The 23,430-nt window shown below is 34.0% G+C and carries 20 protein-coding genes and 2 pseudogenes; 17 read left to right on the top strand and 5 right to left on the bottom strand.

Going from position 1 to position 23,430, the window contains the following annotated elements:
• The 14 genes from trpB to ACLHDF_RS25670 are packed head-to-tail and all read left to right on the top strand — an operon-like array spanning position 1 to position 13,589.
• On the top strand, positions 1-1,197 hold the full coding sequence (gene trpB, locus ACLHDF_RS25735) for a tryptophan synthase subunit beta (RefSeq protein WP_413921393.1): 1,197 nt from the start codon (positions 1-3) through the stop codon (positions 1,195-1,197).
• Positions 1,194-2,006 carry a tryptophan synthase subunit alpha gene (gene trpA / locus ACLHDF_RS25730; RefSeq protein WP_413921392.1) on the top strand — a complete coding sequence of 271 codons (813 nt, stop codon included), beginning with the start codon at positions 1,194-1,196 and terminating at the stop codon, positions 2,004-2,006. The genes trpB and trpA overlap by 4 nt, the downstream gene beginning before the upstream one ends.
• 25 nt (positions 2,007-2,031) lie before the next feature.
• Positions 2,032-2,649, top strand: a complete 618-nt coding sequence (locus tag ACLHDF_RS25725; RefSeq protein WP_413921391.1) for a phosphoribosylanthranilate isomerase — start codon at positions 2,032-2,034, stop codon at positions 2,647-2,649.
• A gap of 30 nt (positions 2,650-2,679) precedes the next feature.
• Positions 2,680-3,693, top strand: coding sequence for a Gfo/Idh/MocA family oxidoreductase (locus ACLHDF_RS25720; protein WP_413921390.1), 1,014 nt, complete (start codon positions 2,680-2,682; stop codon positions 3,691-3,693).
• Positions 3,694-3,753: 60 nt separating this feature from the next.
• Entirely contained in the window at positions 3,754-4,836 is a 1,083-nt protein-coding gene (locus tag ACLHDF_RS25715; RefSeq protein WP_413921389.1) for a DegT/DnrJ/EryC1/StrS family aminotransferase, read from the top strand.
• On the top strand, positions 4,833-5,960 hold the full coding sequence (locus tag ACLHDF_RS25710) for a DegT/DnrJ/EryC1/StrS family aminotransferase (protein ID WP_413921388.1): 1,128 nt from the start codon (positions 4,833-4,835) through the stop codon (positions 5,958-5,960). Before ACLHDF_RS25715 ends, ACLHDF_RS25710 begins: the two co-directional genes overlap by 4 nt.
• On the top strand, positions 5,953-6,840 hold the full coding sequence (locus ACLHDF_RS25705; RefSeq protein WP_413921387.1) for a sugar phosphate isomerase/epimerase family protein: 888 nt from the start codon (positions 5,953-5,955) through the stop codon (positions 6,838-6,840). Before ACLHDF_RS25710 ends, ACLHDF_RS25705 begins: the two co-directional genes overlap by 8 nt.
• Positions 6,833-8,152: a M20/M25/M40 family metallo-hydrolase gene (locus tag ACLHDF_RS25700; RefSeq protein WP_413921386.1), complete on the top strand. Its 1,320-nt coding sequence runs from the start codon at positions 6,833-6,835 to the stop codon at positions 8,150-8,152. The genes ACLHDF_RS25705 and ACLHDF_RS25700 overlap by 8 nt, the downstream gene beginning before the upstream one ends.
• Positions 8,149-9,267, top strand: coding sequence for an Ldh family oxidoreductase (locus ACLHDF_RS25695; RefSeq protein WP_413921385.1), 1,119 nt, complete (start codon positions 8,149-8,151; stop codon positions 9,265-9,267). Before ACLHDF_RS25700 ends, ACLHDF_RS25695 begins: the two co-directional genes overlap by 4 nt.
• Positions 9,264-10,184: a Gfo/Idh/MocA family protein gene (locus ACLHDF_RS25690; protein ID WP_413921384.1), complete on the top strand. Its 921-nt coding sequence runs from the start codon at positions 9,264-9,266 to the stop codon at positions 10,182-10,184. The genes ACLHDF_RS25695 and ACLHDF_RS25690 overlap by 4 nt, the downstream gene beginning before the upstream one ends.
• The gene (locus tag ACLHDF_RS25685; protein ID WP_413921383.1) at positions 10,181-10,573 is read left to right on the top strand and encodes a DUF6917 domain-containing protein; all 393 of its coding nucleotides are present in this window, start codon (positions 10,181-10,183) and stop codon (positions 10,571-10,573) included. Before ACLHDF_RS25690 ends, ACLHDF_RS25685 begins: the two co-directional genes overlap by 4 nt.
• 14 nt (positions 10,574-10,587) lie before the next feature.
• Positions 10,588-11,265, top strand: a complete 678-nt coding sequence (locus tag ACLHDF_RS25680; protein ID WP_413921382.1) for a B3/4 domain-containing protein — start codon at positions 10,588-10,590, stop codon at positions 11,263-11,265.
• 10 nt (positions 11,266-11,275) lie between these two features.
• Positions 11,276-12,634 carry a nucleotide sugar dehydrogenase gene (locus ACLHDF_RS25675; RefSeq protein WP_413921381.1) on the top strand — a complete coding sequence of 453 codons (1,359 nt, stop codon included), beginning with the start codon at positions 11,276-11,278 and terminating at the stop codon, positions 12,632-12,634.
• 22 nt (positions 12,635-12,656) lie between these two features.
• On the top strand, positions 12,657-13,589 hold the full coding sequence (locus ACLHDF_RS25670) for a DMT family transporter (protein ID WP_413921380.1): 933 nt from the start codon (positions 12,657-12,659) through the stop codon (positions 13,587-13,589).
• 121 nt (positions 13,590-13,710) lie between these two features.
• On the opposite strand, the pseudogene ACLHDF_RS25665 reads toward ACLHDF_RS25670, so the two are convergent.
• The 3 genes and pseudogenes from ACLHDF_RS25665 to ACLHDF_RS25655 form a co-directional block, all read right to left on the bottom strand.
• A pseudogene (locus tag ACLHDF_RS25665) lies at positions 13,711-14,324 on the bottom strand (IS6 family transposase).
• Between the two features lie 716 nt (positions 14,325-15,040).
• Positions 15,041-15,373 carry a helix-turn-helix domain-containing protein gene (locus ACLHDF_RS25660; RefSeq protein WP_413921379.1) on the bottom strand — a complete coding sequence of 111 codons (333 nt, stop codon included), beginning with the start codon at positions 15,371-15,373 and terminating at the stop codon, positions 15,041-15,043.
• A 329-nt stretch (positions 15,374-15,702) separates the two neighbouring features.
• Positions 15,703-16,071 (bottom strand): annotated as a pseudogene (locus tag ACLHDF_RS25655) (VOC family protein).
• A 274-nt stretch (positions 16,072-16,345) separates the two neighbouring features.
• Here ACLHDF_RS25655 and ACLHDF_RS25650 point away from each other — a divergent pair.
• The 3 genes from ACLHDF_RS25650 (at position 16,346) to ACLHDF_RS25640 (ending at position 19,778) form a co-directional block, all read left to right on the top strand.
• On the top strand, positions 16,346-17,866 hold the full coding sequence (locus tag ACLHDF_RS25650) for an FAD-dependent oxidoreductase (RefSeq protein ID WP_413921378.1): 1,521 nt from the start codon (positions 16,346-16,348) through the stop codon (positions 17,864-17,866).
• 159 nt (positions 17,867-18,025) lie between these two features.
• Positions 18,026-18,418, top strand: coding sequence for a hypothetical protein (locus tag ACLHDF_RS25645; protein WP_413921377.1), 393 nt, complete (start codon positions 18,026-18,028; stop codon positions 18,416-18,418).
• 148 nt (positions 18,419-18,566) lie between these two features.
• Complete coding sequence (locus ACLHDF_RS25640; RefSeq protein WP_413921376.1) at positions 18,567-19,778, top strand: MFS transporter; 1,212 nt, start codon at positions 18,567-18,569, stop codon at positions 19,776-19,778.
• 253 nt (positions 19,779-20,031) lie between these two features.
• Here ACLHDF_RS25640 and ACLHDF_RS25635 read toward each other — a convergent pair whose 3' ends face one another.
• Together ACLHDF_RS25635 and ACLHDF_RS25630 are read right to left on the bottom strand one after the other, a co-directional pair.
• The gene (locus ACLHDF_RS25635) at positions 20,032-20,430 is read right to left on the bottom strand and encodes a GNAT family N-acetyltransferase (RefSeq protein WP_413921375.1); all 399 of its coding nucleotides are present in this window, start codon (positions 20,428-20,430) and stop codon (positions 20,032-20,034) included.
• A gap of 796 nt (positions 20,431-21,226) precedes the next feature.
• Positions 21,227-23,353 (bottom strand): RNA degradosome polyphosphate kinase, encoded by a 2,127-nt coding sequence (locus ACLHDF_RS25630; protein ID WP_413921374.1) that lies wholly within the window; start codon positions 23,351-23,353, stop codon positions 21,227-21,229.
• Between the last annotated feature and the right edge of the window lie 77 nt (positions 23,354-23,430).

Genomic DNA, 23,430 nt, shown 5'->3' with positions numbered 1-23,430 from the left:
ATGAATGGATTTTTTGGGAAGTTCGGAGGAGCATATGTTGCTGAAACATTAATAGCAAATCTAGAAGAATTGGAAAAGGAATATGAGAAGGCTAAAGAAGATATAGAATTCCAAAAAGAAATATCTGCGCTGTTAAAAAATTTTGTTGGACGTCCAACCCCTTTAACCCCCCTTAAACGTATGTCTGTAGAGAAAGGTGGGGCAAAAATTTATTTAAAAAGAGAGGATTTGACCCATACAGGTGCTCATAAAATAAACAATGCATTAGCTCAAGCTGTGCTTGCAAAAAGAATGGGGAAAACACGGATTGTTGCTGAAACTGGAGCTGGTCAACATGGGGTAGCGGTTGCCACTGCTGCTAGTTTACTTGGCTTAGATTGCGTAGTATATATGGGTGAAACTGACGCTAAACGCCAAGCTCCAAATGTTCAACGAATAAAATTACTAGGTGCAGACTTGCGCCTTGTTAATGCCGGTCAGAAGACTCTAAAAGATGCTATTAGCGAAGCCATTCGTGATTGGATTTCTAATGTCGATAATACTCACTATTTACTTGGTTCAGCTGTAGGACCTCATCCGTTTCCGACTATTGTAAGAGACTTTCAAACGATTATAGGTGAGGAAACAAAATCTCAAATCCTTGAAGTAGAAGGCAAGCTACCAAATTGTATTATAGCTTGTGTAGGTGGAGGCAGTAATGCAATTGGTATGTTTAATAGCTTCCTAGAACATAGGGAAGTAAAGTTAATTGGAGTCCAAGCTTCAGGAAAAGGTATAGATACAAATGAACATGCAGCCCCTCTTATTAAAGGAACTCTAGGAATTGTACAAGGAGTACATACCTACATGCTACAAGATAAATATGGTCAAATACAGGAAACTCATTCCATAGCACCTGGTCTTGATTATCCAGCAGCTGGTCCCCAACATAGTTACCTAAAAGATAGTGGACGAGTGCAATATACTCATGTCAATGATAAAGAAGCTTTAAGTGCTTTTGAATATTTATGTAAGACAGAAGGAATATTACCTGCACTTGAGTCATCTCATGCTGTTGCTTATGCACTGAAGGTAGCAGAGACAATGGATGAGGATCAAATTCTTGTTGTTAACCTATCTGGGAGAGGAGATAAAGATTTAAGTCAGGCAATCGAAGCTCTTGAAAAATTAAAAGTACAGGAGGTTCCTTCCTTATGAGTCGTATAAAAGATACATTTATAAAATTAAAAGAAAGAAATGAAGGAGCACTTATTCCTTATATTCCGGTTGGTTATCCAGATATAGAATGTTCTGAAAATTTAATTCATACTATATGTGAATCAGGTGCTGATATTTTAGAGTTAGGGGTGCCATATGCTGATCCTTTGGCAGATGGTCCCACTATTCAAGAAGCTAGTGCACAAGCGTTAACCAATGGAGCTAATTTGTACACTTGTATAAATATTGTTAGGAAATTACGCCATGAAGGTTTAGAAACTCCAATTGTTTTAATGGGCTACTGTAACTCTTTTTTGGCATACGGATTAAATCAACTGGCTGTTGATGCTTCAGAAGCTGGTATTGATGGTTTTATTATTCCTGATTTACCATCAACCATGTCTAATTCTTGGGTAGAAGTGTTTCGTCCCTTTGACCTTGATTTAATATTTTTCTTAGCACCTACTACTACAGAAGAGCGAGCTTTATCGGTAGTACAAAAAGGATCTGGTTTTTTATATTGTATATCTGTAAATGGCGTAACCGGAGAAAGAAAAAATATCCCAAGTGAGTTACCTTCGTTCTTAAAACATGCAAGCAACATAACTGATTTACCCTTATGTGTTGGTTTTGGCATTTCTACTCCAGGGCATGTAAGTGAGGTTAATGAATATGCGGATGGTGTAATTGTAGGTAGTGCTCTTATCAATGTAATTAAGAATTCGAAACCAGAACAGATTGAGGAAGAGGTCATGCAGTATATTCAATCCCTTAAGGCAGCGACTAAGAAGCCTATACGTAATTTGTAATGAAGGTTATAGAGGAGAATTAGGAATGGTCAGGATTAAGTTCTGTGGAATAAAAGATATACGTTCTGCAAAAGTTTCAGTAGAAGCTGGAGCTGATGCCATTGGTTTTGTTTTTGCTAATAGTAAACGCAAGGTTACACCCGAACAAGCTAAAGATATTATTGATAAACTTCCCCCGTATGTAACTACAGTAGGTGTATTTGTTAATGAAAAAGTGGATGATTTAAATAAGATAAGTAGATATTGTAAGTTAGATTTAGTCCAACTACATGGTGGTGAAGACATACAATATTGTAAAAATGTTGAACGACCTATTGTTAAAGCAATAGGAGTACGCAATATTAGTGATCTAGAGAAAGTATATGAATACGATAGATATGTAAGTGGCATTCTCCTAGATGCTTATGCAGAGGGCACATTTGGTGGAACGGGTCATACCTTCCCTTGGGAATATATATCCACTATTAGGAATAAAAGCAAGCTAATTATTGCTGGAGGATTACATATCGATAATGTTGAGAAAGCTATATTGCAAACAAATCCCTATGCAGTGGATGTTAGCAGTGGTATTGAGCATAAAGGAATTAAAGACGCTTCCAAAATGTATGAATTTGTAAGTCGTGTGAGAAATTGTGGCATTTAGTCCAATTCTAATAAGGAAAGGAAGAATAATATGCAACAGTCTCTAATTCTGGGATTTGGAAGAGCTGGACGAGAGCTACACTTACAGTGTCTTCGCAAAGCAATGGTTAATCATCCAACCCTATTTAATCAAAATATTGGGGTAGTTGATCCAAACATCAATTCTTGCAACTTTAAAGAGAAAAATATTAAGTTCTTTTCCAATCTTAGAGAAGTAGAGGGGTTCAATCCACTTTCTACAGTAGTTCATGTTTGTACACCACCAGAATTACATGGTGAGGCATTAGAACAAGCAGCTATATTAGGATTTACCAAATTTATCATAGAAAAACCTCTTTCAACAACAATTCAAGAATTAGAAAAAATCCATGAGGTTAATAAGAAATATAATCTGGATATTCTTGTTGTAGCCAATTGGTTATCTAGTTCATTAACTTTTGGATTAGTTGATATAATTCAGAATAAGAAGTATGGTCCACTACTCCATATTGTTGCCGAACAGAATAAAGCAAGGTTATCTCGCACTATTAATAATAAGAGTCATGGGAATTCTTTTGATATTGAAATACCTCACCTTATGGCCCTCTCATTCTTTTTAGGTGGCAGTAACGTTGAAGTAGTGGCAGCGAATACTTCAGACATGTGTGTAGGAAATCACGTATTTCCTCATATGGGAACAGCAAGTATAAAGTTATTACATAGCAATGGAATAACTTCTAGACTTTCTTCTAACTTAGAAAGTCCTATACGAGAAAGATGTATTCGTCTTTATTTTAGGGATTATAGGATAGTAGGGTATTACCCTTGCAGTCAGGAAGATAGTTATGCATGGATTAATATCTATTCATCCGATAATCAGCTTTTAGACAAGAAAGTTATGTATGATGATCCATTACCCCGTAATTTCTCTGATTATTACAAATATTTTGATGGTTTGAGAGGTAAACCAATTAGTGATTTAGATTTTAATTCTCGTATCGTTACAGCACTATATAAAGCTAAAGAAACTTGCGGATTAATACTTTCAGAAGAATATTTAACATGAGGTGATAAGATGAATATTCCATTCTATACTAACGAGAAATCATTTAATAGGTATTGGCCTATGCTTTCCTCTAAATTAGATGAGGTGATTGATAGAGGCCAATTTACAAACGGTCCAATAGTTAAGGAATTGGAACGTGAATTAGAGCTATTTACCGGTGCAAAATATGCTATTGGTGTTGGAAATGCAACTGAAGCATTAATAATTATGCTTAGAGCAGCAGGGATTGTGCCAGGTGATGAAGTGATTGTGCCATGTTTCACTTTCTTTGCTTCAGCATCTAGTGTAGCTCATGTCGGTGCAGTTCCCGTATTTTGTGACATCGATCCCGTTACATACAGTCTTAAAGTAGATGAGATAGAATCCAAAATTACTGAGCGAACCAAAGCCATTATGCCTGTCCACCTATTTAGCCAAATGGCTGATATGGTAAGTATTTGTAAAATCGCTGAAAAATATAATTTATTAGTTCTTGAGGATAGTGCAGAAGCAATATCCATGTTTAATAATGGGGTTCATGCTGGTTTGGTTGGACAAGCAGGGGTTCTTTCCTTTTTTCCTACAAAGACTCTGGGAGCAATGGGAGATGCAGGAATGATTATAACGAATGATGACAATATTGCTGAGCATGCACGTCTCTTAAGAATTCATGGACAGGAAGAAAATGATCTAGGTATACACAAAGTTGTTGGTTATAACAGTCGAATGGATGATATTCAAGCAGCTGTACTTCTAGGACGCCTAAAGTATCTTCAAGAAGATATTGCTAAACGTGCCTATCTAACAAGTTTGTATAATAAATTGTTAGCTGATTTGTCACAAGTACAAATACCAATTATAAAAGAACGTAGAGATGTAGCTAATCCTGTCTATTATGTTTATTTGATAGAAGTTGAACAGCGAGATGATTTGGTGACATATCTGTCTAGTATTGGAATAGGTACGGAAACATACTATCCTACTCCATTACACATTCAGCCGTGTTTTTCATATTTAGGATATGAATACGGTAGTATGCCTAACGCAGAGTTAGCCTGCACTCGTACACTAGGATTACCTCTGTATCCTGATTTAACAGAAAAAGAGGTACATAAAGTAAGCGAAGAAATCCATCGATTTTATGGAAACGGGGTGAACAAGTGAGAGTACCATTCTTTAATTACCAAGCTCGCTTTGAAGAGGATAGAGAGATTATAAAAGATATAGTTTACCGAGTAGGAATATCTAATGATTTTATCTTAAAAGAAAATGTATCTAAATTAGAAATGAAGATACGGGACTATACAGGAGCTAAATATGCTATAGCTACTTCAAATGGTACAAGTGCTTTGACTATTATTCTTCGTGCTATGGGAGTAGGACCAGGTGTAGATGTACTAACACCTGCTTTCTCTTTTATATCAACGGCAAGTACTATTACACTTTTAGGAGGACGACCAGTGTTTGTTGATGTGGATCCTCTCACAGGTATGATGGACCCATTAGATTTAGAATCGAAGATTACCCCTCAAAGTCGAGTGGTCATCCCTACTCACCTCTTCTCGGTAATGGCTGATATGACAGCTATTACCAAGATTGCTAAGAAGTATAATTTACGTATTTTAGAAGACAGTGCAGTTTCTCTAGGTGCTCGAATGAATGGGAAAATGGCAGGAATGTTGGGAGATATAGGATTGTACTCCTTTTTTCCAGCCAAACCACTTGGTGGTATAGGAGATGGCGCTGTTATTGTAACCAATGATGAAGAATTAGGTAGAGTTTGCCGCATGCTTAGAAACCATGGACAAGATGGTATCACTCGCTTTTTACATCATCATATCGGATATAATTACCGAATGGATGAAACTGTAGCTGCATATTTGGTTCATAAATTTAAACGTTATGACTCAATTCTTGGGCGTCGTTCGCAAATAGGAAGTTGTTATAATGAGGCGTTTAGTAATTTAAATCCGCAAATTCAAATAGTAAATGACACCACATACACACGAGTTTATTATACCTATGTTCTTCAAGCTGAGCATCGCAACGAGCTAAGACAATATCTATATGGGAAAGGGATTGAAACCCAGATTTACTATCCACAAGTTCTACCATTACAGAGGGCATTCAACTACCTAGAACATAAAGAGGGGGACTTCCCTAATGCAGAATTAATGACAAAACATTCAATAGCTTTACCACTTTACGCAGAAATGCCAGATGAACAGATAGAGTATGTAATAAAAAACGTATTATACTTTACATCTAGGGTGAAAACTAATGCTTAAAAAGCAAAGATATCCTTTTATATTATCAGGTCTTAGTGATGAAGCTGGTCCTTCAATTGATATTCAAATTCAAGCACACTTAGAACTCGGGTGGAAAGAAATAGAAATTAGGTCTTTGAATGGCAAACCTCTTTATAAAATTGATAATTCAACATTTAAACAAGTAAAAAGTAAACTTGATAATGCTGATTTTTCAATTACTACTGTTGCCTCGTGTATTGGTAACTGGGAAAGACCTATTAATATGCCTTTTGAACAAGATTTAGAAGAGCTTAAGATACTCTCTGAACGTATGCATCAACTAGGTACTAAATATGTAAGAATAATGTCTTATCCAAACAATGGGCTTTCAGAAGATGATTGGTTTAAATATGTAGTTGAACGTATGCATGTATTAACTGAATTTGCTTATTCTTCTAATATTGTATTACTCCACGAGAATTGTTCTGGATGGGGAGGTGTTTCACCTCAAAACACCTTACATTTATTGGATATAATTAATAATTCTGCTCTTCGTTTGCTATTTGATATAGGTAATGGGATTGCTTATAACTACGATGCCTATGAATTTTTACAAAAAGTATATAAATATGTGGATCATGTTCATGTTAAAGATGGTTTAATCCAAAATCAAGAAGTGGTTTACACTCTTCCTGGTAAAGGACAATCCAAGGTGAAAAAATGTCTACAGTTTTTATTGCAAAATGGATATACAGGAATCCTATCCATAGAACCACATCTTCATCTCATCCCTCATTTAAAGAAAAATGGTAAATTAAATGATTTAAAAGAATCATATATTAATTATGGGCGTCATTTAGAAACGTTGTTAGACACTTTATCACCTATTGATGGGGAAGTGAAGATCCTTCATGAGTAAACAAATTTTTAGCTTAGATTATGTAAATTTATTATTAGAATTATTGAAAATTGATACAGTGACACCAATGGAAACAGGAAAACCATCTAATATATTGAAAGCACAGAATCTATATGCAAATTTTGCTCTAAATCGACTAGGAGATATGTGTAAGGTTATTCAACATGATTCTCCGAGTGCAGATGTTCTTAATGCTGGTTGTATCCCACTTACAGTTCGAGAGAGAGCTAGACAAATGGGGGAAAGTTTTTGGGACTGTCAACCTAATTTGGTTCTATGTTTTGGTGAAGAACGATCGTATGAACAAACAATTATGTTTAACTTTCATATGGATACTGTTGATCAATTACTCCCTGTTACTTTTAATAATAATAAGTTTGTTGGTCGTGGAGCAGTGGATATGAAAGGACCAGGTGTAGGCCTATTAGCAGGCATAGAATCCGCATTGAAACAGAAACCTGATATTTTAGACCATATTTCAATTTTAGTGCAATGTGTATCCGGTGAAGAAGGTGGTGCTATGGGAGTTTATGGGACAAAACAATTAGTTGAAAAAGGATATTTTGGTCGTTTTAATCTATTTGTAGAACCATCTGGAGGAGTCTATTTTGATCAATCTAGTACTTCTATGACAGCACGGATAAATATTTCTGGAAAAGATTCTACTGATGATGCACCGCATCAAGGACATAATGCTTCCTTACTACTAGGCTACCTGGCACAGTGGTTAATGAAGAATTTATCAACCCGTATTGAGGATATAAAAGGAAAGATGTGCCTGTCAGGCTTACACACTGGTTATATGCATAATAAGGTGTTTGGTACTGGTCAATTGCTGATAAATTTTGCTTATGTAACCGAAGAGAGTGGAAGACAAATTAAAAATTGGGTTGAGGAAGAGATTGAATATGCATTAATAAGTTTTAAAAAAGAATTCTCGACTCTTTCTCCTACTGTATTGACAGCAAGAGATGCAAAAGATATTTGTCACTTAGAATGGATAAAAGAAGGATTGCCTGTATTGAAAAATAGAAATTTTGAGATAGAGCAACTTTTAAATAAACTTGGTTTACAGAGAAATCCTGATAATCAATTGGATAAAGCTTTTACTTGTGATGCCATGTGGGTTGTACATCCGGACATATATACAGCTGTGTATGGACCAGGTAACTTAGGAGTTAATAATGCTCATGCAAAAGATGAATATATTACAAGGCAAGAGATTGAAAAATTTTCTTCTTTCATTCGTGATTTACTTATTACCTATATTACCTCGATACCAAACAAATCTACTAAGGAGATAAGTTTATGAGTAATAATGTTGTTTATATCAAACAAAAACCTTTATATCAGTTTGTGACAGAAGTCTTTACATCACAAGGATTGTCAAGCGAAGATAGCCAAATTGCAGCTAAAGTTCTATGTTATGCAGATGAAAATGGTTTTGATACGCATGGAGTTACCAATCTAGAAAGAATTTACGTAGAAAGAATAAGAGACGGACGTATAAATAAAGATGCTAAATTATCTGTTATTTCAGAATCCAAAGGTACAGCTGTTATTGATGCTAATAATGGGTTAGGTCTCGTGGTTGGAGATTATGCAATGGATATGGCAGTTCAAAAAGCCAGAGATGTGGGTGTAGGATGTGTTGTAGTACGCCAAAGTTCTCATTTTGGAAGTGCCGGTTATTATACAAGTAAAGCACTTAATAATGGAATGATTGGAATAGCAATGACTAATTTAGGATCTCAAACCATTGCACGTCCTCTAGGTGGTTCCATAAATATGATTGGAACTAATCCAATCGCCGTAAGTGTACCGTCTAAAAACAATCCGGACTTCGTTTTAGATATGAGTACTACAGTTGTTGCTACTGGAAAGATTAGAGAAGCACAACGTCGAGGAGAGTCAATACCTGAAGGCTGGCTAGTTAACGATGAAGGTCATCCTCAAACTGATCCAAATGCATACTACAAAGGAACAGGTCATCTTCAGATGCTAGGAGGTTCACTTGAAACTGGTGGGGCAAAGGGGTACGGATTAGGCTTACTAGTAGACATACTTTGTGGCGTATTATCTGGTGCTAGTGTAGGTCCAAATCCCAAATTACTTGAACCCGGTGGAGAAGTGCATGCACAAAAAGATCAAAACATTGGTCACTTCTTTTTAGCATTAAATATTGAGACGTTTCGACCTCTTTTAGAGTTTCAGAAAAGCATGGATATAATGCTAGGAACATTATTAGATTGTCCTCCTGTTTCTTCTACCGACAAGGTAGTATATCCAGGATATTTAGAATATATGAGAAAAAAAGAGACAGACCTAGTTCCTATCAATACAAATGTTTTTGAGGATTTAGCAGCTTTAGGAACTCGATTGTCTTTAGCGGTACCTGATATTGAAAGTGAGGTATTAAATGTATGATTATGAAGGTTGGAATTATAGGTATGGGGGTTATTTCTAAGTTTTATGTTGATGCATTAAAAAATAAGTTAAAGAGCCATGCATTAGTGGCTGTTTGCGACTTAAATATGGAAAGGTTAAAGCCCTTTAATAATTCTGAAATCCTTTGTTTTACTAACTATCATGATTTACTAGCACAAAAAAATATAGATGCTGTAATTGTAAATGTTCCAAATGATAAACATTTTGAGATATGCCGAGATGCATTGTTGGCTGGAAAACATGTATGTTGTGAAAAACCTATGACTTTGACTTTGAATGAAGCGAATCAGTTAGTGGCTATATCTCATGAAACAAATTTAACATTATTTACGGCATTTCATAGAAGATACAATATACACTTTGTCAAAGCTTTAAAAGAATTTGGTTCTATAAGCGAAATTAAGTCCGTTCATGCTAACTATCTTGAGCTAATTGAGGAGCATGCAGGTCATGATAAATGGTATTTACAGCCTGAAAGGTGCGGTGGAGGATGTGTTGCCGATAATGGACCAAATGTGTTTGATACACTTTCTTTCTTTTTAGGAAAAATGGTTGTCACATCGGCCAACATTACCAGGGATGAACATAATGTAGATGTTAAATCCTCAATTAATTTGAAAAATGACTATGAGGTAACTATAAGTGTGGACTTGGATTGGGCATATCAGCAAGGTGAAAAAAAAGATATTTATATAACTCTAAAAGATGGTCGGGAGATTTATGTAGATATGTTGAAAAATTTTACCGAGTTTAAATCTTCTTTATATCATGAGTATGAAGAAATATTAATTGATTTCAAAAAACAAATAGCATCTGGTTGTTGTCATGGTGAAGAGGGTCTAGACGCCGTACGATTAGTACAAGAAACATATGAAGCTGAGGTTTCTAAAGTATGAGTAACATAGAAAAGCGAATCATAAGAGGTAGGTTCGTTAAATTATTATTCCACAAACAGAAGCAACGAGGTATGAAATTAATAGACTTTAAAACACGTTGTGTACAAAAAAGGGAAATTCACGAAATTGTAACTACAACACACAAAAATGCAGAATGTGGAGATACTATAAATGAAGTTGGTTTTCTTGGATTTGCGGAGATGGAATGTGGCGGAGTAGTTGAACGTGGAGATCTAGTAAAGATTGAAGGGAAACCAATCGGTCATGTCTTAGGCTTTGATGATTGTCATTTCCCGAATCATTATAATATTTTAATCTCTGTAGACAAAACCATTACTGCTAAAGACATTAATATCCAAGTAGAATCCAAGATTACTTTTGGAAACTAATGCAGGAGGTCAAGATGTATCAAGTAATTCCAATGTGCCAAGCTGTAGAGAAGCAATTAAATGGCGTAAAAGTTTTAGCTATTAGGCTTGATTTAGACCCCAAAAATGCTAACTCTATGCATTTAAAGAGTGAATGGGTTAATTTGCATAAAAATTGGAAGGGAAAAAGCAAATTGGAAGTTTCCCAAATAGAACATATTGCAGCTTACCAAAATTTCTATAAACTAATAGGGCTCAATCCTAAGAAAACACCTCCTTCAGTGCAAAATATAATTCAACGCTTTCTTATTAAGGAAGAGACAGAACGGTTTCCTTTAATTCATCCTATTGTAGATGCTGTTAATATTGCAGCTATTAAACATTTAATTCCTTTAGGCACATTTGATGCCGAGTGTGTGGAAGGTGAGATATCTTTAACTTTATCAATTGGTGGGGAGAAGCATAGACCACTTGGTAGTAATAGTACTCAGAAATTAGAGCCCGGTTTATTAGTATTAACGGATAGCAAAAAAGTGCTTTCGCAATTTTGTTATCGTGACAGTGAAGAACAAAAGATAACCGAAAATACTCGCTCTATATGGGTGTTGGGTTGTCAAGTCCCTGGAATTTTCATTGGGGATGTCATTAAAGCATTAGATGAATCTCAGGTACTTTTAAAACAAATGTTCAATTTGCAGCATAGTGAATGGTGAGGTGGGCTTTTTGAATCTTATAGAAAAAGTAGAATCTAAACAAGCAAGTATAGGTATTATTGGTTTAGGTTATGTAGGGTTACCACTTGGACTTTCCTTTTCCAAAAATGGTTTTCAAGTTGTAGGTATTGATATTAGTGAAAAAAAAGTAGAGATGTTGAATCAAGGTTGTTCTTATATCACAGATGTTAAAAATACAGAGATAAAAGAAAGTGTAGAAAATGGAAACTTTCAGGCCACCACCGATTTTTCAACTATAAGTTCCCTTGATGTAATATGTATTTGTGTTCCAACACCATTAAATAAAAATCATGAGCCTGACTTGTCTTCTATTAAATATGTTGTAACAAAGCTACAAACATTTTTGCAAAAGGACACCTTGGTGATTTTAGAGAGTACGACCTACCCTGGTACCACAGAAGAGCAAATAGAAAAAGTATTGACTTCCTCTGGTTTACAAGTTGGAACTGATTATCATTTATGTTACTCACCAGAACGTGTTGACCCAGGAAACCAAAAATATAGTATTAGTAATACACCTAAAGTTATTGGAGGAATAACAAAAGAATGCGTTCGCATTGCGGATTCTCTTTATAAAACTATAGTAAACCAAACATTTCTGGTATCAAGTCCAAGGGTTGCTGAAATGTCTAAATTATTAGAAAATACATTCCGGAGTATTAATATTGCATTCATTAATGAAATGGCATTGATGTGTGATCATATTGGAGTAAACGTATGGGAGGCTATTCAAGCCTCAGCAACTAAACCTTTTGGATTTATGCCTTTTTATCCAGGCCCAGGTATTGGAGGACATTGTATACCTCTAGATCCAATGTATCTTTCATGGCGTGCAAAAGAATCTAATTTTTTCAGCCGTTTCATTGAGCTTTCACAAGATATAAATAGCAATATGCCAAGATATGTAGTTCGGAAAATATCTGAATTACTTAATTCCAAAAAGAAATGTATTAATGGTTCTAATATCTTATTACTTGGGATGGCATATAAGCCTGATGTAAATGATCTTAGGGAATCACCTAGTTTAGATGTGTATGAATTATTAAAGGAGAAAGGCGCTCTTGTTACAGTTAACGATCCATTCTGTCATTCATTTGTCGATGCCCAAAATCAGTCAATAGATGTACAAAAAGAGCTTAATTATGATGAAATAACTACCTATGATTTAGTTGTAGTACTTACAGTACATTCAGCCTATAACCTTAATGATATTGCCACCTCTGGAGTGTCGATTTTAGATACTCGTAATGCACTTAATGGTATTGAACTTCCTAACATTGCACGTATTGGTGATACATCAAAAGAAATAGATACTGGGGTGTCTGAGAAAGTTCTTGTTAATGGATAAAGGAATATTAGAGGAGGCGACTATGGAATCTAAAGCAAAGGCTTATATATCTATGGCTATTGCCATGACAACAGTAGGGAGTTCATTTGTTGTCAGCAAATGGATTCTAGAGGTATTTCCAATATATTTAGCTTCAGGAATTAGATATGGTATTGCAGCAGTGCTATTGTTTATACTTCTTTATTTTACTGAGAGACCTTTTCCTAAATTAACTAAGCATGATTTTTTGATTTTATGCTTATTATCTTTAACGGGTGTATGTGGTTTTAGTGTATTGTTGCTCTATGGCTTGCAGTACACTACAGCCACGGAAAGTGGGATTATCACTAGTACTAGTCCTATGGTAATTTGCTTAATATCCTTTCTTTTTTTAAAAGAAAAATTGTCTCGTCGACAATGGAGTGGCGTATTACTAGCTGTTTGTGGCATCACAGCAATTCATCTATTAACTGGCGATACTCAAGAGATTGTACCTGGAATCCCAAGATGGGTTGGAACCTTACTGATTTTTGGAGCTGTCATTGGAGAAGCGTTATTTACTATATTTGGAAAAGTGTTATCTAAAAAGATGTCACCATTATGTATTGCTACATTTGCTACGATAATTGGGTTCTTAATGTTTCTACCATTCTCAATTTATGAAGCTATATCATTTAATTTTTCACAGCCTACGACCTTAGAATGGATGTACATTGGTTATTATGCAGTTATTGTTACAGTAATAGGATTTGTACTTTGGTATTATGGAGTTTCTAAAGTTCCTGTTCGTACATCAGCCGTATTTACAGGAATAATTGCTGTTTCATCCCTAATTCTTTCATATATATTTCTTAAAGAACAATTTCAATGGGGACATTTAGTAGGGATAGTGTGTGTATTAATGGGAATTTTCATTACAACACGTCAAGAAAAGGAAAACTTAGAACAAGCACAGTCTTCAGAATTAAAAGCCTAATTAATTACTAAAGAAAAAATAGAAGAGTTAAACAGGGTTGACTAGTCGACCCTGTTTTTGGTATATAAGGTTCTGGTGAAAAAACATTCCCTATAAACATAGAGAACTTTAATTTGCTAGTTTATGAAGCTAGTCCAAACAGTCTATGAATGAGTTCTTTTTGATTTTGGACAGACTTCTCCTCTTGAAGAGTCTGTCCTTTTTTGATTATGTGCATAGCCTCTATCCCTGCGATAATCCGTTTGGCAGTCTGTAGGGACTTTAATCCGAGCATCGGAGAAATACGCTTCTTAATAAACCGATGGGATAGGCTGGATTCTTATCCACTGTTATCACACGAGGAGTAGAAACGTGCGAAAAAGCCAAGGCTTTCTTAAAAAAGCGCTTGGCTGTTTGCTTATTTCTAGATTTACTTAGATAAAAATCAATGGTATTTCCTTTGGAATCAACGGCACGATACAGATACATCCATTTACCTTTTACTCTCACATACGTTTCATCGACTCGCCAAGAATCGTTCGTTGTCTTAAGGTGACGGCGTACTCGTTTATCTAATTCTGGTCCATATTGATGGACCTAACGCATAATTGTAGTATGGGCCATTGATAGTCCACGTTCTTCAATCATTTCGACTACATCACAAAAACTCAGGCTGTACCGTAGGTACCATCTCACTGTTAGCAAAATGATATCAGGTTGGTAATGTTTCCACTTGAATAAGTTCTGCTTTTCCATACCGATCACGTCCTTCTTTTAGAATAATAGTAGCAGTATGTCCAAGATTTAAAGATTAATTGCAAGGAACTTAAAATTTTTGCACCAAAACCCTCTTAATGACGACAAATGAGCAATTTTACTTCTTATGTTGTACCAATCTATCTTCCACTTCCCTTTTAAGAAATTGTTTTATTCATGATACCCTCACAGATAATCACAAAACACTTAACGTTACTATGTTTTAATAAGATTAATTTAACTAAAAATACAAAGTAAACGTCCTTTATATAGATAAATAAATGAATAAATCCTTTTATAAAAATTAAAGTTTTATCATTTACTCTACCTTACGACAAATAGATATTTTCACCTCTTATCATATACCACTCTATCTTCTATTTACCTTTCAAGAAATTTTTATATTTATAATAATTTAATAAAAAATTTATAAGTATTTAACTTTTATATATCTTTAATAATGTAATATTTATTGAAGATGAAAAATAAATGTTTTTTATGTAAAACGGTAAATGAATAAACGAACTTCTAAGAATAATAGTTTTATCATTTACTCTAGATGACGACAAATACAGCGTTTGACTACAATATATTTCCTATGTAAACTAATTTTTAATTAAGTATGTTGATAACTAAATTCAATTTCTGTGATTCTGAAATAGGTTTCATTTAATTATCAAATTAAAGAAACCAAGGTGACCCCTGGTTTTAATTAGCTACTTTTGATTTCTTCTCCATAAAGTAAAATCAATATAATCTTTTAATTCCTTAAGCTGTTCGTCTTCCATAGTAAGTAGATACCTTTTCACATAAGAAAAGGTATTATCTAAGCCTGAAATCCCATCTTTATTTTTTCCCCATCCTAACAATTCTTCCGGACTTGTGTTGAGGGCAACAGCTATTCTTTCAACAAACTCAATTGATGGGTTCGTATAGATATTGCGTTCAATTTGACTAAGATAAGACTTAGTAACTCTAGATCGTTCTGCGAGTTGTGAAAGTGACATCTTCTTTTTAGTTCTTATTGTCCGTATACGTGGCCCTATCATTAAATCACCTCCTTACTATCAAACCTTACATCATTCATTATATAGAACGTTTTAATAACAATAGTTAAGCCTTTTTCGTAATATATTGTGTATTTAATAATATAACTTTGTAACCTCTAATTCTAATAAGAATTTTTTTCGCATGCGTTTAGAGGGATATTTGCCATTTTACTTTTCAATAATCAAATAATGCTCTACAAATCTGTTATTTTATGACCCTTCAGGAAATCACAACTTATAAGCTGAAAAAAGCCCTTGATAAAAGGGCTTTTTAGTTCCTGTAAGCTGTATTATGTAAACTGAAAATGTATAGGTTATACACCTTTATATTACTTCCATTCTAGGAATTCTAGTCGGTTACCAAAAGGGTCGTCCATATAGAATCTTTCTGCTCCTGGGAGATTATCATCCTCAATGTAATGTATATTATTGTTTCTTAAATGCTCTTTTAACAGGTGAATATTTTCTACTTTGAATGCTGGATGTGCTTTTTTTGCTGGTGAAAATGGATTTTCTATTCCGATATGAACTTGATAGTTAGCAAAACCAAACCATACTCCGCCTCTTTTTTTTAGATTTTCTGGTTTTTCTACTTCTTTAAATCCTAATACCTTAATAAAAAAGTTTCTTGCTTCTTCTTCAGAACCTTATGGAGCTGCTAATTGAATATGATCAATTGCTTTAAAAGTGAAAGACATCAAATTCCTCCTAGAATTAAAGTATTAGATAAGTTCTTCACTTTAATTTTATATAAACTCTATATGTAATAAAATTACAGAAAACTTAAAGAGAACATAAGATAAACTTATATCTTCCTAAAATGGTGTTTAGTTAACTAATTTTGTATATCGTATACAGCCCAGTTTAAAGTGGACTCTTTCACGAAATGGAAATATAATGAAACTAAAAAAGTGAAGATGCACTAGCAAATTTTTATCTACTTTAAATATTAGCTAGTAAGGGAGTGTGAAGATGGAGGTTCTAAAAGATAATGTTCTTATTGTAGGAGGAGGCCCTGTAGGATTATCTCTTTCACTTGTTCTAGCAAAATATAAAATTCCTTCAGTAATAGTAGAGGAAAGAGTGGAACCTACTGCTTTAAATGAATCCAGAGCAATTACGTGGATGCCTAGAGGAATTGAATTCCTAAGTTGGCTAGGTATTGAACAAGACTTTTTAAATAAGGGTGTTATTCGTTATTATCATCAATTTGAAAGTGCTAAACAGATACTTTTCACTTGGTCTTTTAAAGAGATAAAGAGTCCATATTCATATTCCCTCCAAATCCCTCAGCATACAACTGAAGTTATTTTGGAAGAGAAAGCTCGAGCAACAGGACTTGTAGACATTCGCCGTGGACATAAAGTTACTAAAGTAGGACAACATTCTGATCAAGTTGTTGTATCGATAGCACATGATAATCAAGTATATGATCTTTGTGCACCTTGGGGAGTAGGATGCGACGGAACAAAAAGTAAGGTTCGTGAGGGATTAAATATTAAAAAACATTGGCGAGATTATGGAACATATTCAGCTGTAGCAGATTTTGAGATGGACTGTGACCTTGATAAAGAATTATCTAATATAGTACTTGATCCAAAGAGACCATATGGATTTTTTTACTTTGCTCCAGGATGTTGGCGCCTTATTTATAGAATTAACGAAGGGGAAGATCGAAAGGATGTAGCTTCCAAAGAATTTGCACTTAAGCTTCTAAAAGAAAAACTTCCTAACTCTAATGTTCATCGCTTTCTATGGGTAAGCTCTTTTCGATTAGGACAAGGTCAATCAGAAACTTACCAAACAGGGCGTTGGCTTTTAGCAGGTGATTCTGCTCATGCAATGGGTCCATCGGCAGGAGCTGGAATGATGGTTGGTATATTAGGTGCTTGGCGTTTAGGTTGGCGTTTAGCCCTTACTATGAAGAATCACCCACAATCTTTGCTTTTGCTTCAAGACTATTCTCATGAGCAACACGCAGCAGCAAATGAGATTCAAGATAATAATGCGACGATTTTTAAAAATATGTCTATGAAAAATCCTATAATAGCTGCAGGACGCTCTTTTTTGATGAGAAATGTTCTGTCTAAAGTAGCTGAAATTGGAAAAATCGCTTTAGAAAAAGAGGCTCTTTTACGTCAATCTTTACCCGTTTCCTCCGCAACAGATCGTCACATTCCAAGTGGATGGATTGAACAAAAAAGGGCAAGAGATTGGATACTTGGCCAGAGGGTTCCCTACATAGTTAATCAATTGGACTTTAACCCATTAGCACTTACAGGGTTAGGTTATACCATTTTTTCTATAGGAAAGAGCTATAAGAAGAAAGAGGAGGAACTATTTCAACATCTTTTGAATTCCTTGAAAATTCCTATGGATGCTAAATTAGTATTTCTTGCTAAAAGCTCATTGTATAGAGTAGATGATACAAAGTTTACATTTGTAGTTGTAAGACCAGATCAACATATTATTTCTATCCTTAGAGAGGAGTAAGAAACTCATTTTTTTTTGACCTTTTATATCTCACTCTCTCTTTTTGTTCCTAGAATGTTGATTATGTTAACTAACTTTGTATAGAACGCACAAAGGTAAATTATAGAAAAATGGTATTATATGGATAATAGATAAAAAAGAAAGCAATGGGGGATATTGATGAAAAAGTGGTGCGTAGCTTTGGTTAGTGTTTTACTTTTTATTTCTTTAGTTGGATGTCAAAGTAAAGATGAAAAGCCCTTAAATTTTTCTGGTAAGGGAGATCATTGGTCAACAAAAGTGATAGTAAAATCAATTGGAGATAAAAAAGAAAATAAAAAAATTAATTTAACTTACATAGGTAATGATTTAGATTCTGTTGGGGAATTTGAATTTAAATTAGATGCACCAAATGGTCAATGGGGAATGGGTGCTATTAAATTAGACAAAGAAGGTAAATTTGAAGGTGAAAGCAATATGAACATTAGCGAGAAAACTTCTAAATCTAATCAATTAGTTTTACATATTGAATGGGCTAATCAATCTGAAGAGATTGTTTTAGAAAACAAATAAGTTCTCAGAAAACCAACCATGTATTCACGGTTGGTTTCTTGCTTGTAATACTAATACTCTTTACATCAAACCTGGTATACGATATGTCTCAAACTAGAAATTTAGATGAAATGGAATTAATAGAAATTAGGGAACTTAGGAGGTAGAAGTGAATTTTTTTAAAACGATATTGCGAAATAAAAACTTAAGTATTGTATTGGGAAGCCAATTAGTATTTCAATTAGGTATATGGTTCGGCACAATTGGAAATCTACAATTTTTACAAACACATATCGAATCTCATTTTTTTCAAGCGTTTTTTCTTGTCATGGGAGGGATTATAGGCGTTATCATCGGTCCATATGCCGGACGTTATATAGATGTTACGCTCAAGGTGAAGGTATTAAGATTAGTAGGAGTAATGAGAATTGTTTCTGTTATAGCTATGTTAATTGCTATCTATACAGGATCGATTTATTGGATGATGATATATAACATAGGGATTGGCTGCTCTGCTTCATTTTTCAATCCCACAATACAGACTATTTTACCTTCAATCGTTGATAAAGAGGATCTGATTACGGTTAATGCAATTAATATAAATATCATCACATTATCAAGAATTTTTGGTGCTGTATTAGCAGGTTTGTTATTAACGGTCGCACCTTTATATGTATTGTTTCTAATTGCTCTTATTGCTTATCTTACTTTGTATTTCATCAACTTTTTGCTAATTGTTCCCGAAGCCTTTCAGCAAAACGTTAAAAAGACTAAGACTAAATTTAAAGACATCTTTCCTATTATTCTAAGAGATCATTCAATAAAGATTGTGCTAGTAGTATCTATTATTCCCCTCATTTTCATTTCTGGATTTAATTTATTTGTTATTGAAGTAGGTAAAGGTCAGCCTGGTTTTATTATGGGAATCCTCTATTTTGTAGAAGGTATGAGTATATTAGTTGCGGGACTATTTATAAAAAGGGTAATAAAACGATATAAAAATCATGTACTCATTCTGTTGTTTACTTGCTGTTTAATGGGAATAGCTCAACTTCTATTGTCATTGACAAGTATCTATATAACAGTCTTAGCATTTGGTTTATTTGGCTTGGCGTACGGCATGTTTAATCCTCTGTTATATACATATTCTCAACAAAAAGTGCCTTCAGATATCCATGGACGATTTTTTTCATTTAAGACCATGATTGATCGGACGATTATGCAGCTATGTCTTGTGATAATTGGTTTTTTACTTGATCAAATAGGATACAAAAGTTTAATGATGCTATTAGGGCTATGTACTTTCACGTTAGTTTTTTCTATTTTTATTGATTCTAAGCGTTCTAGGAATAAAAATAAAAATGAGTTTTATCAGGGTTAAAATAAGAACAGAGCTTGGGGAACCAATGCTCTGTTCTTATTTTGGTTCCGAGATCTCACATTATGTTAATTAGACAAATATGGACTTTGACTACAAATTGGATATTATTTAAACTATTTTTTAGTAAAGTAGCGATTTTTTCTACACGATAAGTAAATTATAAAGAATAAAAAGCACTTCTAAATGTTAGAGTGTATCCAACTGTAGAGGCGCAGTTCATTCATTATAAAAATAATTGATAGATCGTTTACCTTTAATGATGTACAAACCCTAATTCTTTATAAAAGTTCGTGGTACGAATATTCCTCTCTATTTCATTACACCCTTGCATAGATAATTCTTCTATTGCTGCCTTGATCAATTCTTTTGAATAACCTTTTCCCCGATAGTTAGGCAGAACGTATACTTCATAAATGAAACCAATATTTTGCTGTTTGAAGTAATCTTTACTAATATCTATTAAAATCCAACCTTTTAAACAGTCCTTTTCTTTTAATATAAGGTAATATCCTCCATGATCTAAAGTTTTTCGAATGATATTCTTAATTTGCCCCTGCCAAGGCTTAAAAGTGTAAGCAGTCGCTTCTTGAACAGCGTCTACAGCATTACTTATAATTTCTTTTAAATCATTTTCATTAGCTTTAGTAATCATATGCCCACCTCTACCATTATTAGCTTTTTATAAAACTAGGATTCTATATACTTATGCAGATGCATATAACAATAAATTAAATCAACCATGCATTCTTACTCATATGAAAGAATCAATTACTTTAACTTATTTAGTGGTGAAAATTAAATACATATCTAAATTACTTATGTATTCAATGAGAGATCGGAGAAAAGAAATGTGGATTGAACGATAATCATAGATTATAAGATATTCTGAAAGGATTAAAACGAATAAAATCGTAATCAAGCTTTTAATGAGAGGAAATTGCCTAAATTGGGGATTTAAAAGAAATTTACTTACTGACTGTATATATAAACATCACTATAAAATACACCATCATGATCTGCGGTCCATGAAGGGGTAGATGCCAAACTAATATATACACAATAAATACCATTAATAAAAGAAACGAAAGTTCAATTCCATTAAAAAAGTCAGCCATTTTATAACACCTTTTCTATATTAATTCATAACTAATCTCCTTAAAAAGTATAAATTTAAAGTGACTTTACATTTTATTTACACAAACTTTACATTATTGTACACAATTTCATAATGTATTTCTAAATACTTTTTTACTTGTCATACAAATTTATAATTTATAGATATTTTCGAAATTCCTATTAGCATGTAAAAGAAGCAAAAATAAAAGGATTACAATTAGAGAATCGCAATCCTTTCTGACTAAATGTGTTATAAATTTATAAAAGCATTAATTTGCGTGAGCTACCTAACGAGACATTACCTAGCTTTATCAGCTTGTACTTAAATTCAGTTACTTAGAGTTCTTTGCCATATAAGCCATTTGACAAAGCAGATCTTGACTGTTAATTATTTCTGCTTTATTCTCTCGTTTCACATAATGATATTGTCCCTTTGAATTTTGTTCACGAGCTTTGTAATTATCTTTTAGCATGAGGTTTAACCACATATAAATTCGTTGCTTTAAATGATCTTTTAAAATTGGGAAGAGAATTTCCACCCGGTCTTCCATATTTCGTGTCATGAGATCCGCAGACGATAAAAATACTTTCTGTTCTCCATTACAATGAAAGTAGTAGATTCGAGTATGTTCTAAGAATGTTCCTACGATACTGCGAACTTTGATATTTTCACTAACACCGTTGATGCCTGGACGTAAGCAACAAATCCCGCGTATGATAAGATCAATTTTTACCCCTGCATTCGATGCTTCATACAGCTTCATAATTATTCGTTTATCCGTTAGTGAATTCATTTTAGCGATAATATGTCCATTTCCATATTGTTTATGATAGACAATTTCTTCATTGATCAACTTTAAAAATGTATCCCTTATACCAAATGGTGAAACAGATAAATGATGGTAATCTGGTTTTTCCATGTAACCACTTAGATAATTAAAGAAGTTTGTTGCATCAATTCCTATCTGTTCATCTGATGTAATTAAACCTAGGTCCGTATAAATTCTTGCTGTCGCATCATTGTAATTACCGGTTCCTAAATGAACAAATCGTTGAATTTCCCCTTTTTTACGACGTAGAACTAACGTAATTTTACTATGGGTTTTTAGACCTGTCATCCCATATAGCACATGACATCCTGACTTTTCTAATTTCTTTGCCCATTGCACATTCTTTTCTTCATCGAATCTTGCTTTTAATTCCACAAGGACCGTTACCTGTTTTCCCTTTTCTGCAGCTCGTTCAAGACCTTTAATGATAGGAGAAACTCCACTTACTCTGTAAAGAGTCTGTTTGATAGCCAATACGTCCGGATCATCGGCAGCTTGTGAAATAAAATCGACGACTGGCTCAAAGGACTCGTACGGATGATGAAGTAAAATATCTTCATTAAGTGCTTTTGTAAAAATATCCTTCTCTCCTTCTAAGTCTTGAGGAGGTTGAGGAATAAAAGAAGGTGTCACTAAATGTTCATAGGTTAATTGAATGGTTTTATAAAATGAGAAGAGAAATGTTAAATCAAGGGGCGCCTGAACATAATAGATATCCTTATCATGGATTTCTAGTTCTTCTTTTAAGTAATCAACCATTTGATGATCGTAGCAGTGCTTTTGTACTTCTAATCTCACAGCTGCTCCCCATTTACGTTTCTTTAGTTCCTCTTCTATTTCCTTTAGAAGATCTTCTGCTTCGTCTTCGTGGATGGTTAAGTCCGCATTACGCGTAATGCGGAAAGGCGTCACGGATTTGATCTGATAGCCTTTAAATAATTTGTGAATGAATTGAGAGATCACTTGTTCTACTAAGACAAAGGTTCTTGTTCCCTTCCCTTCAGGCAACTCAACATAACGATCTAATATTGCAGGAACTTGTACAATCGCTAATTTTTTCCCCCTAGATGTTGTATTTGTTTTCTCTTCCATTCTCTCCTCAATTCGAATGGCTAGATTTAAAGATTTATTTAAGAGCATAGGAAAAGGCCGATAAGCATCAATAGCCATAGGAGTTAAAATAGGAAAAATCTGATTATCAAAGAAGGCTTCTAAAAAAGATAGCGTCGTAGAGGTTATTTTAGAGATGGATACAAATTTTACACGTTCTTTCGCTAATAGAGGGGATAATTCATATATATATACGTCATCTTGCTTGTCTACAAGCATATGAGTAATATCAGAGATAGCAGCTAATTGCTCTTTTGGCGTTAACCCGGTTTTATTTTCAGGTCGATTAAATCCAGCCTTTACTTGATCCAGTAACCCAGCTACACGGACCATAAAAAACTCATCTAAATTTGAGCTAAAAATAGATAAAAATTTAAAACGTTCTAATAAAGCATTTCGCTCATCTATTGCTTCCTCTAGTACACGCTTATTAAAATCAAGCCAACTAAGTTCACGGTTATTATACAAAGAAGGACTTTCTAAATCTATTAATCTATGGTTTGTACTTGACGTTGTCATAGTATGGACATCCCCCTTATCCAATTGTCATTATGTAATAATTGAAAAATAAAACCAATTTATGAACAGAAAATTAT

The sequence above is a fragment of the Priestia megaterium genome (genome assembly GCF_046599315.1).
In the GTDB taxonomy this organism is placed as follows: Bacteria; Bacillota; Bacilli; order Bacillales; family Bacillaceae_H; genus Priestia; species Priestia megaterium_F.
Note: the sequence above shows the minus strand (reverse complement) of the source record. Positions and strands in the feature narration are given on the sequence as shown.

What these genes read in the sequence shown, in the direction of transcription:
- trpB (WP_413921393.1), top strand. Translation starts at nt 1, where the DNA reads ATGAATGGATTTTTTGGGAAGTTCGGAGGAGCATATGTTGCTGAAACA.
- trpA (WP_413921392.1), top strand. Translation starts at nt 1,194, where the DNA reads ATGAGTCGTATAAAAGATACATTTATAAAATTAAAAGAAAGAAATGAA.
- ACLHDF_RS25725 (WP_413921391.1), top strand. Translation starts at nt 2,032, where the DNA reads ATGGTCAGGATTAAGTTCTGTGGAATAAAAGATATACGTTCTGCAAAA.
- ACLHDF_RS25720 (WP_413921390.1), top strand. Translation starts at nt 2,680, where the DNA reads ATGCAACAGTCTCTAATTCTGGGATTTGGAAGAGCTGGACGAGAGCTA.
- ACLHDF_RS25715 (WP_413921389.1), top strand. Translation starts at nt 3,754, where the DNA reads ATGCTTTCCTCTAAATTAGATGAGGTGATTGATAGAGGCCAATTTACA.
- ACLHDF_RS25705 (WP_413921387.1), top strand. Translation starts at nt 5,953, where the DNA reads ATGCTTAAAAAGCAAAGATATCCTTTTATATTATCAGGTCTTAGTGAT.
- ACLHDF_RS25700 (WP_413921386.1), top strand. Translation starts at nt 6,833, where the DNA reads ATGAGTAAACAAATTTTTAGCTTAGATTATGTAAATTTATTATTAGAA.
- ACLHDF_RS25695 (WP_413921385.1), top strand. Translation starts at nt 8,149, where the DNA reads ATGAGTAATAATGTTGTTTATATCAAACAAAAACCTTTATATCAGTTT.
- ACLHDF_RS25690 (WP_413921384.1), top strand. Translation starts at nt 9,264, where the DNA reads ATGATTATGAAGGTTGGAATTATAGGTATGGGGGTTATTTCTAAGTTT.
- ACLHDF_RS25685 (WP_413921383.1), top strand. Translation starts at nt 10,181, where the DNA reads ATGAGTAACATAGAAAAGCGAATCATAAGAGGTAGGTTCGTTAAATTA.
- ACLHDF_RS25680 (WP_413921382.1), top strand. Translation starts at nt 10,588, where the DNA reads ATGTATCAAGTAATTCCAATGTGCCAAGCTGTAGAGAAGCAATTAAAT.
- ACLHDF_RS25670 (WP_413921380.1), top strand. Translation starts at nt 12,657, where the DNA reads ATGGAATCTAAAGCAAAGGCTTATATATCTATGGCTATTGCCATGACA.
- ACLHDF_RS25660 (WP_413921379.1), bottom strand. Translation starts at nt 15,373, where the DNA reads ATGATAGGGCCACGTATACGGACAATAAGAACTAAAAAGAAGATGTCA.
- ACLHDF_RS25650 (WP_413921378.1), top strand. Translation starts at nt 16,346, where the DNA reads ATGGAGGTTCTAAAAGATAATGTTCTTATTGTAGGAGGAGGCCCTGTA.
- ACLHDF_RS25645 (WP_413921377.1), top strand. Translation starts at nt 18,026, where the DNA reads ATGAAAAAGTGGTGCGTAGCTTTGGTTAGTGTTTTACTTTTTATTTCT.
- ACLHDF_RS25635 (WP_413921375.1), bottom strand. Translation starts at nt 20,430, where the DNA reads ATGATTACTAAAGCTAATGAAAATGATTTAAAAGAAATTATAAGTAAT.
- ACLHDF_RS25630 (WP_413921374.1), bottom strand. Translation starts at nt 23,353, where the DNA reads ATGACAACGTCAAGTACAAACCATAGATTAATAGATTTAGAAAGTCCT.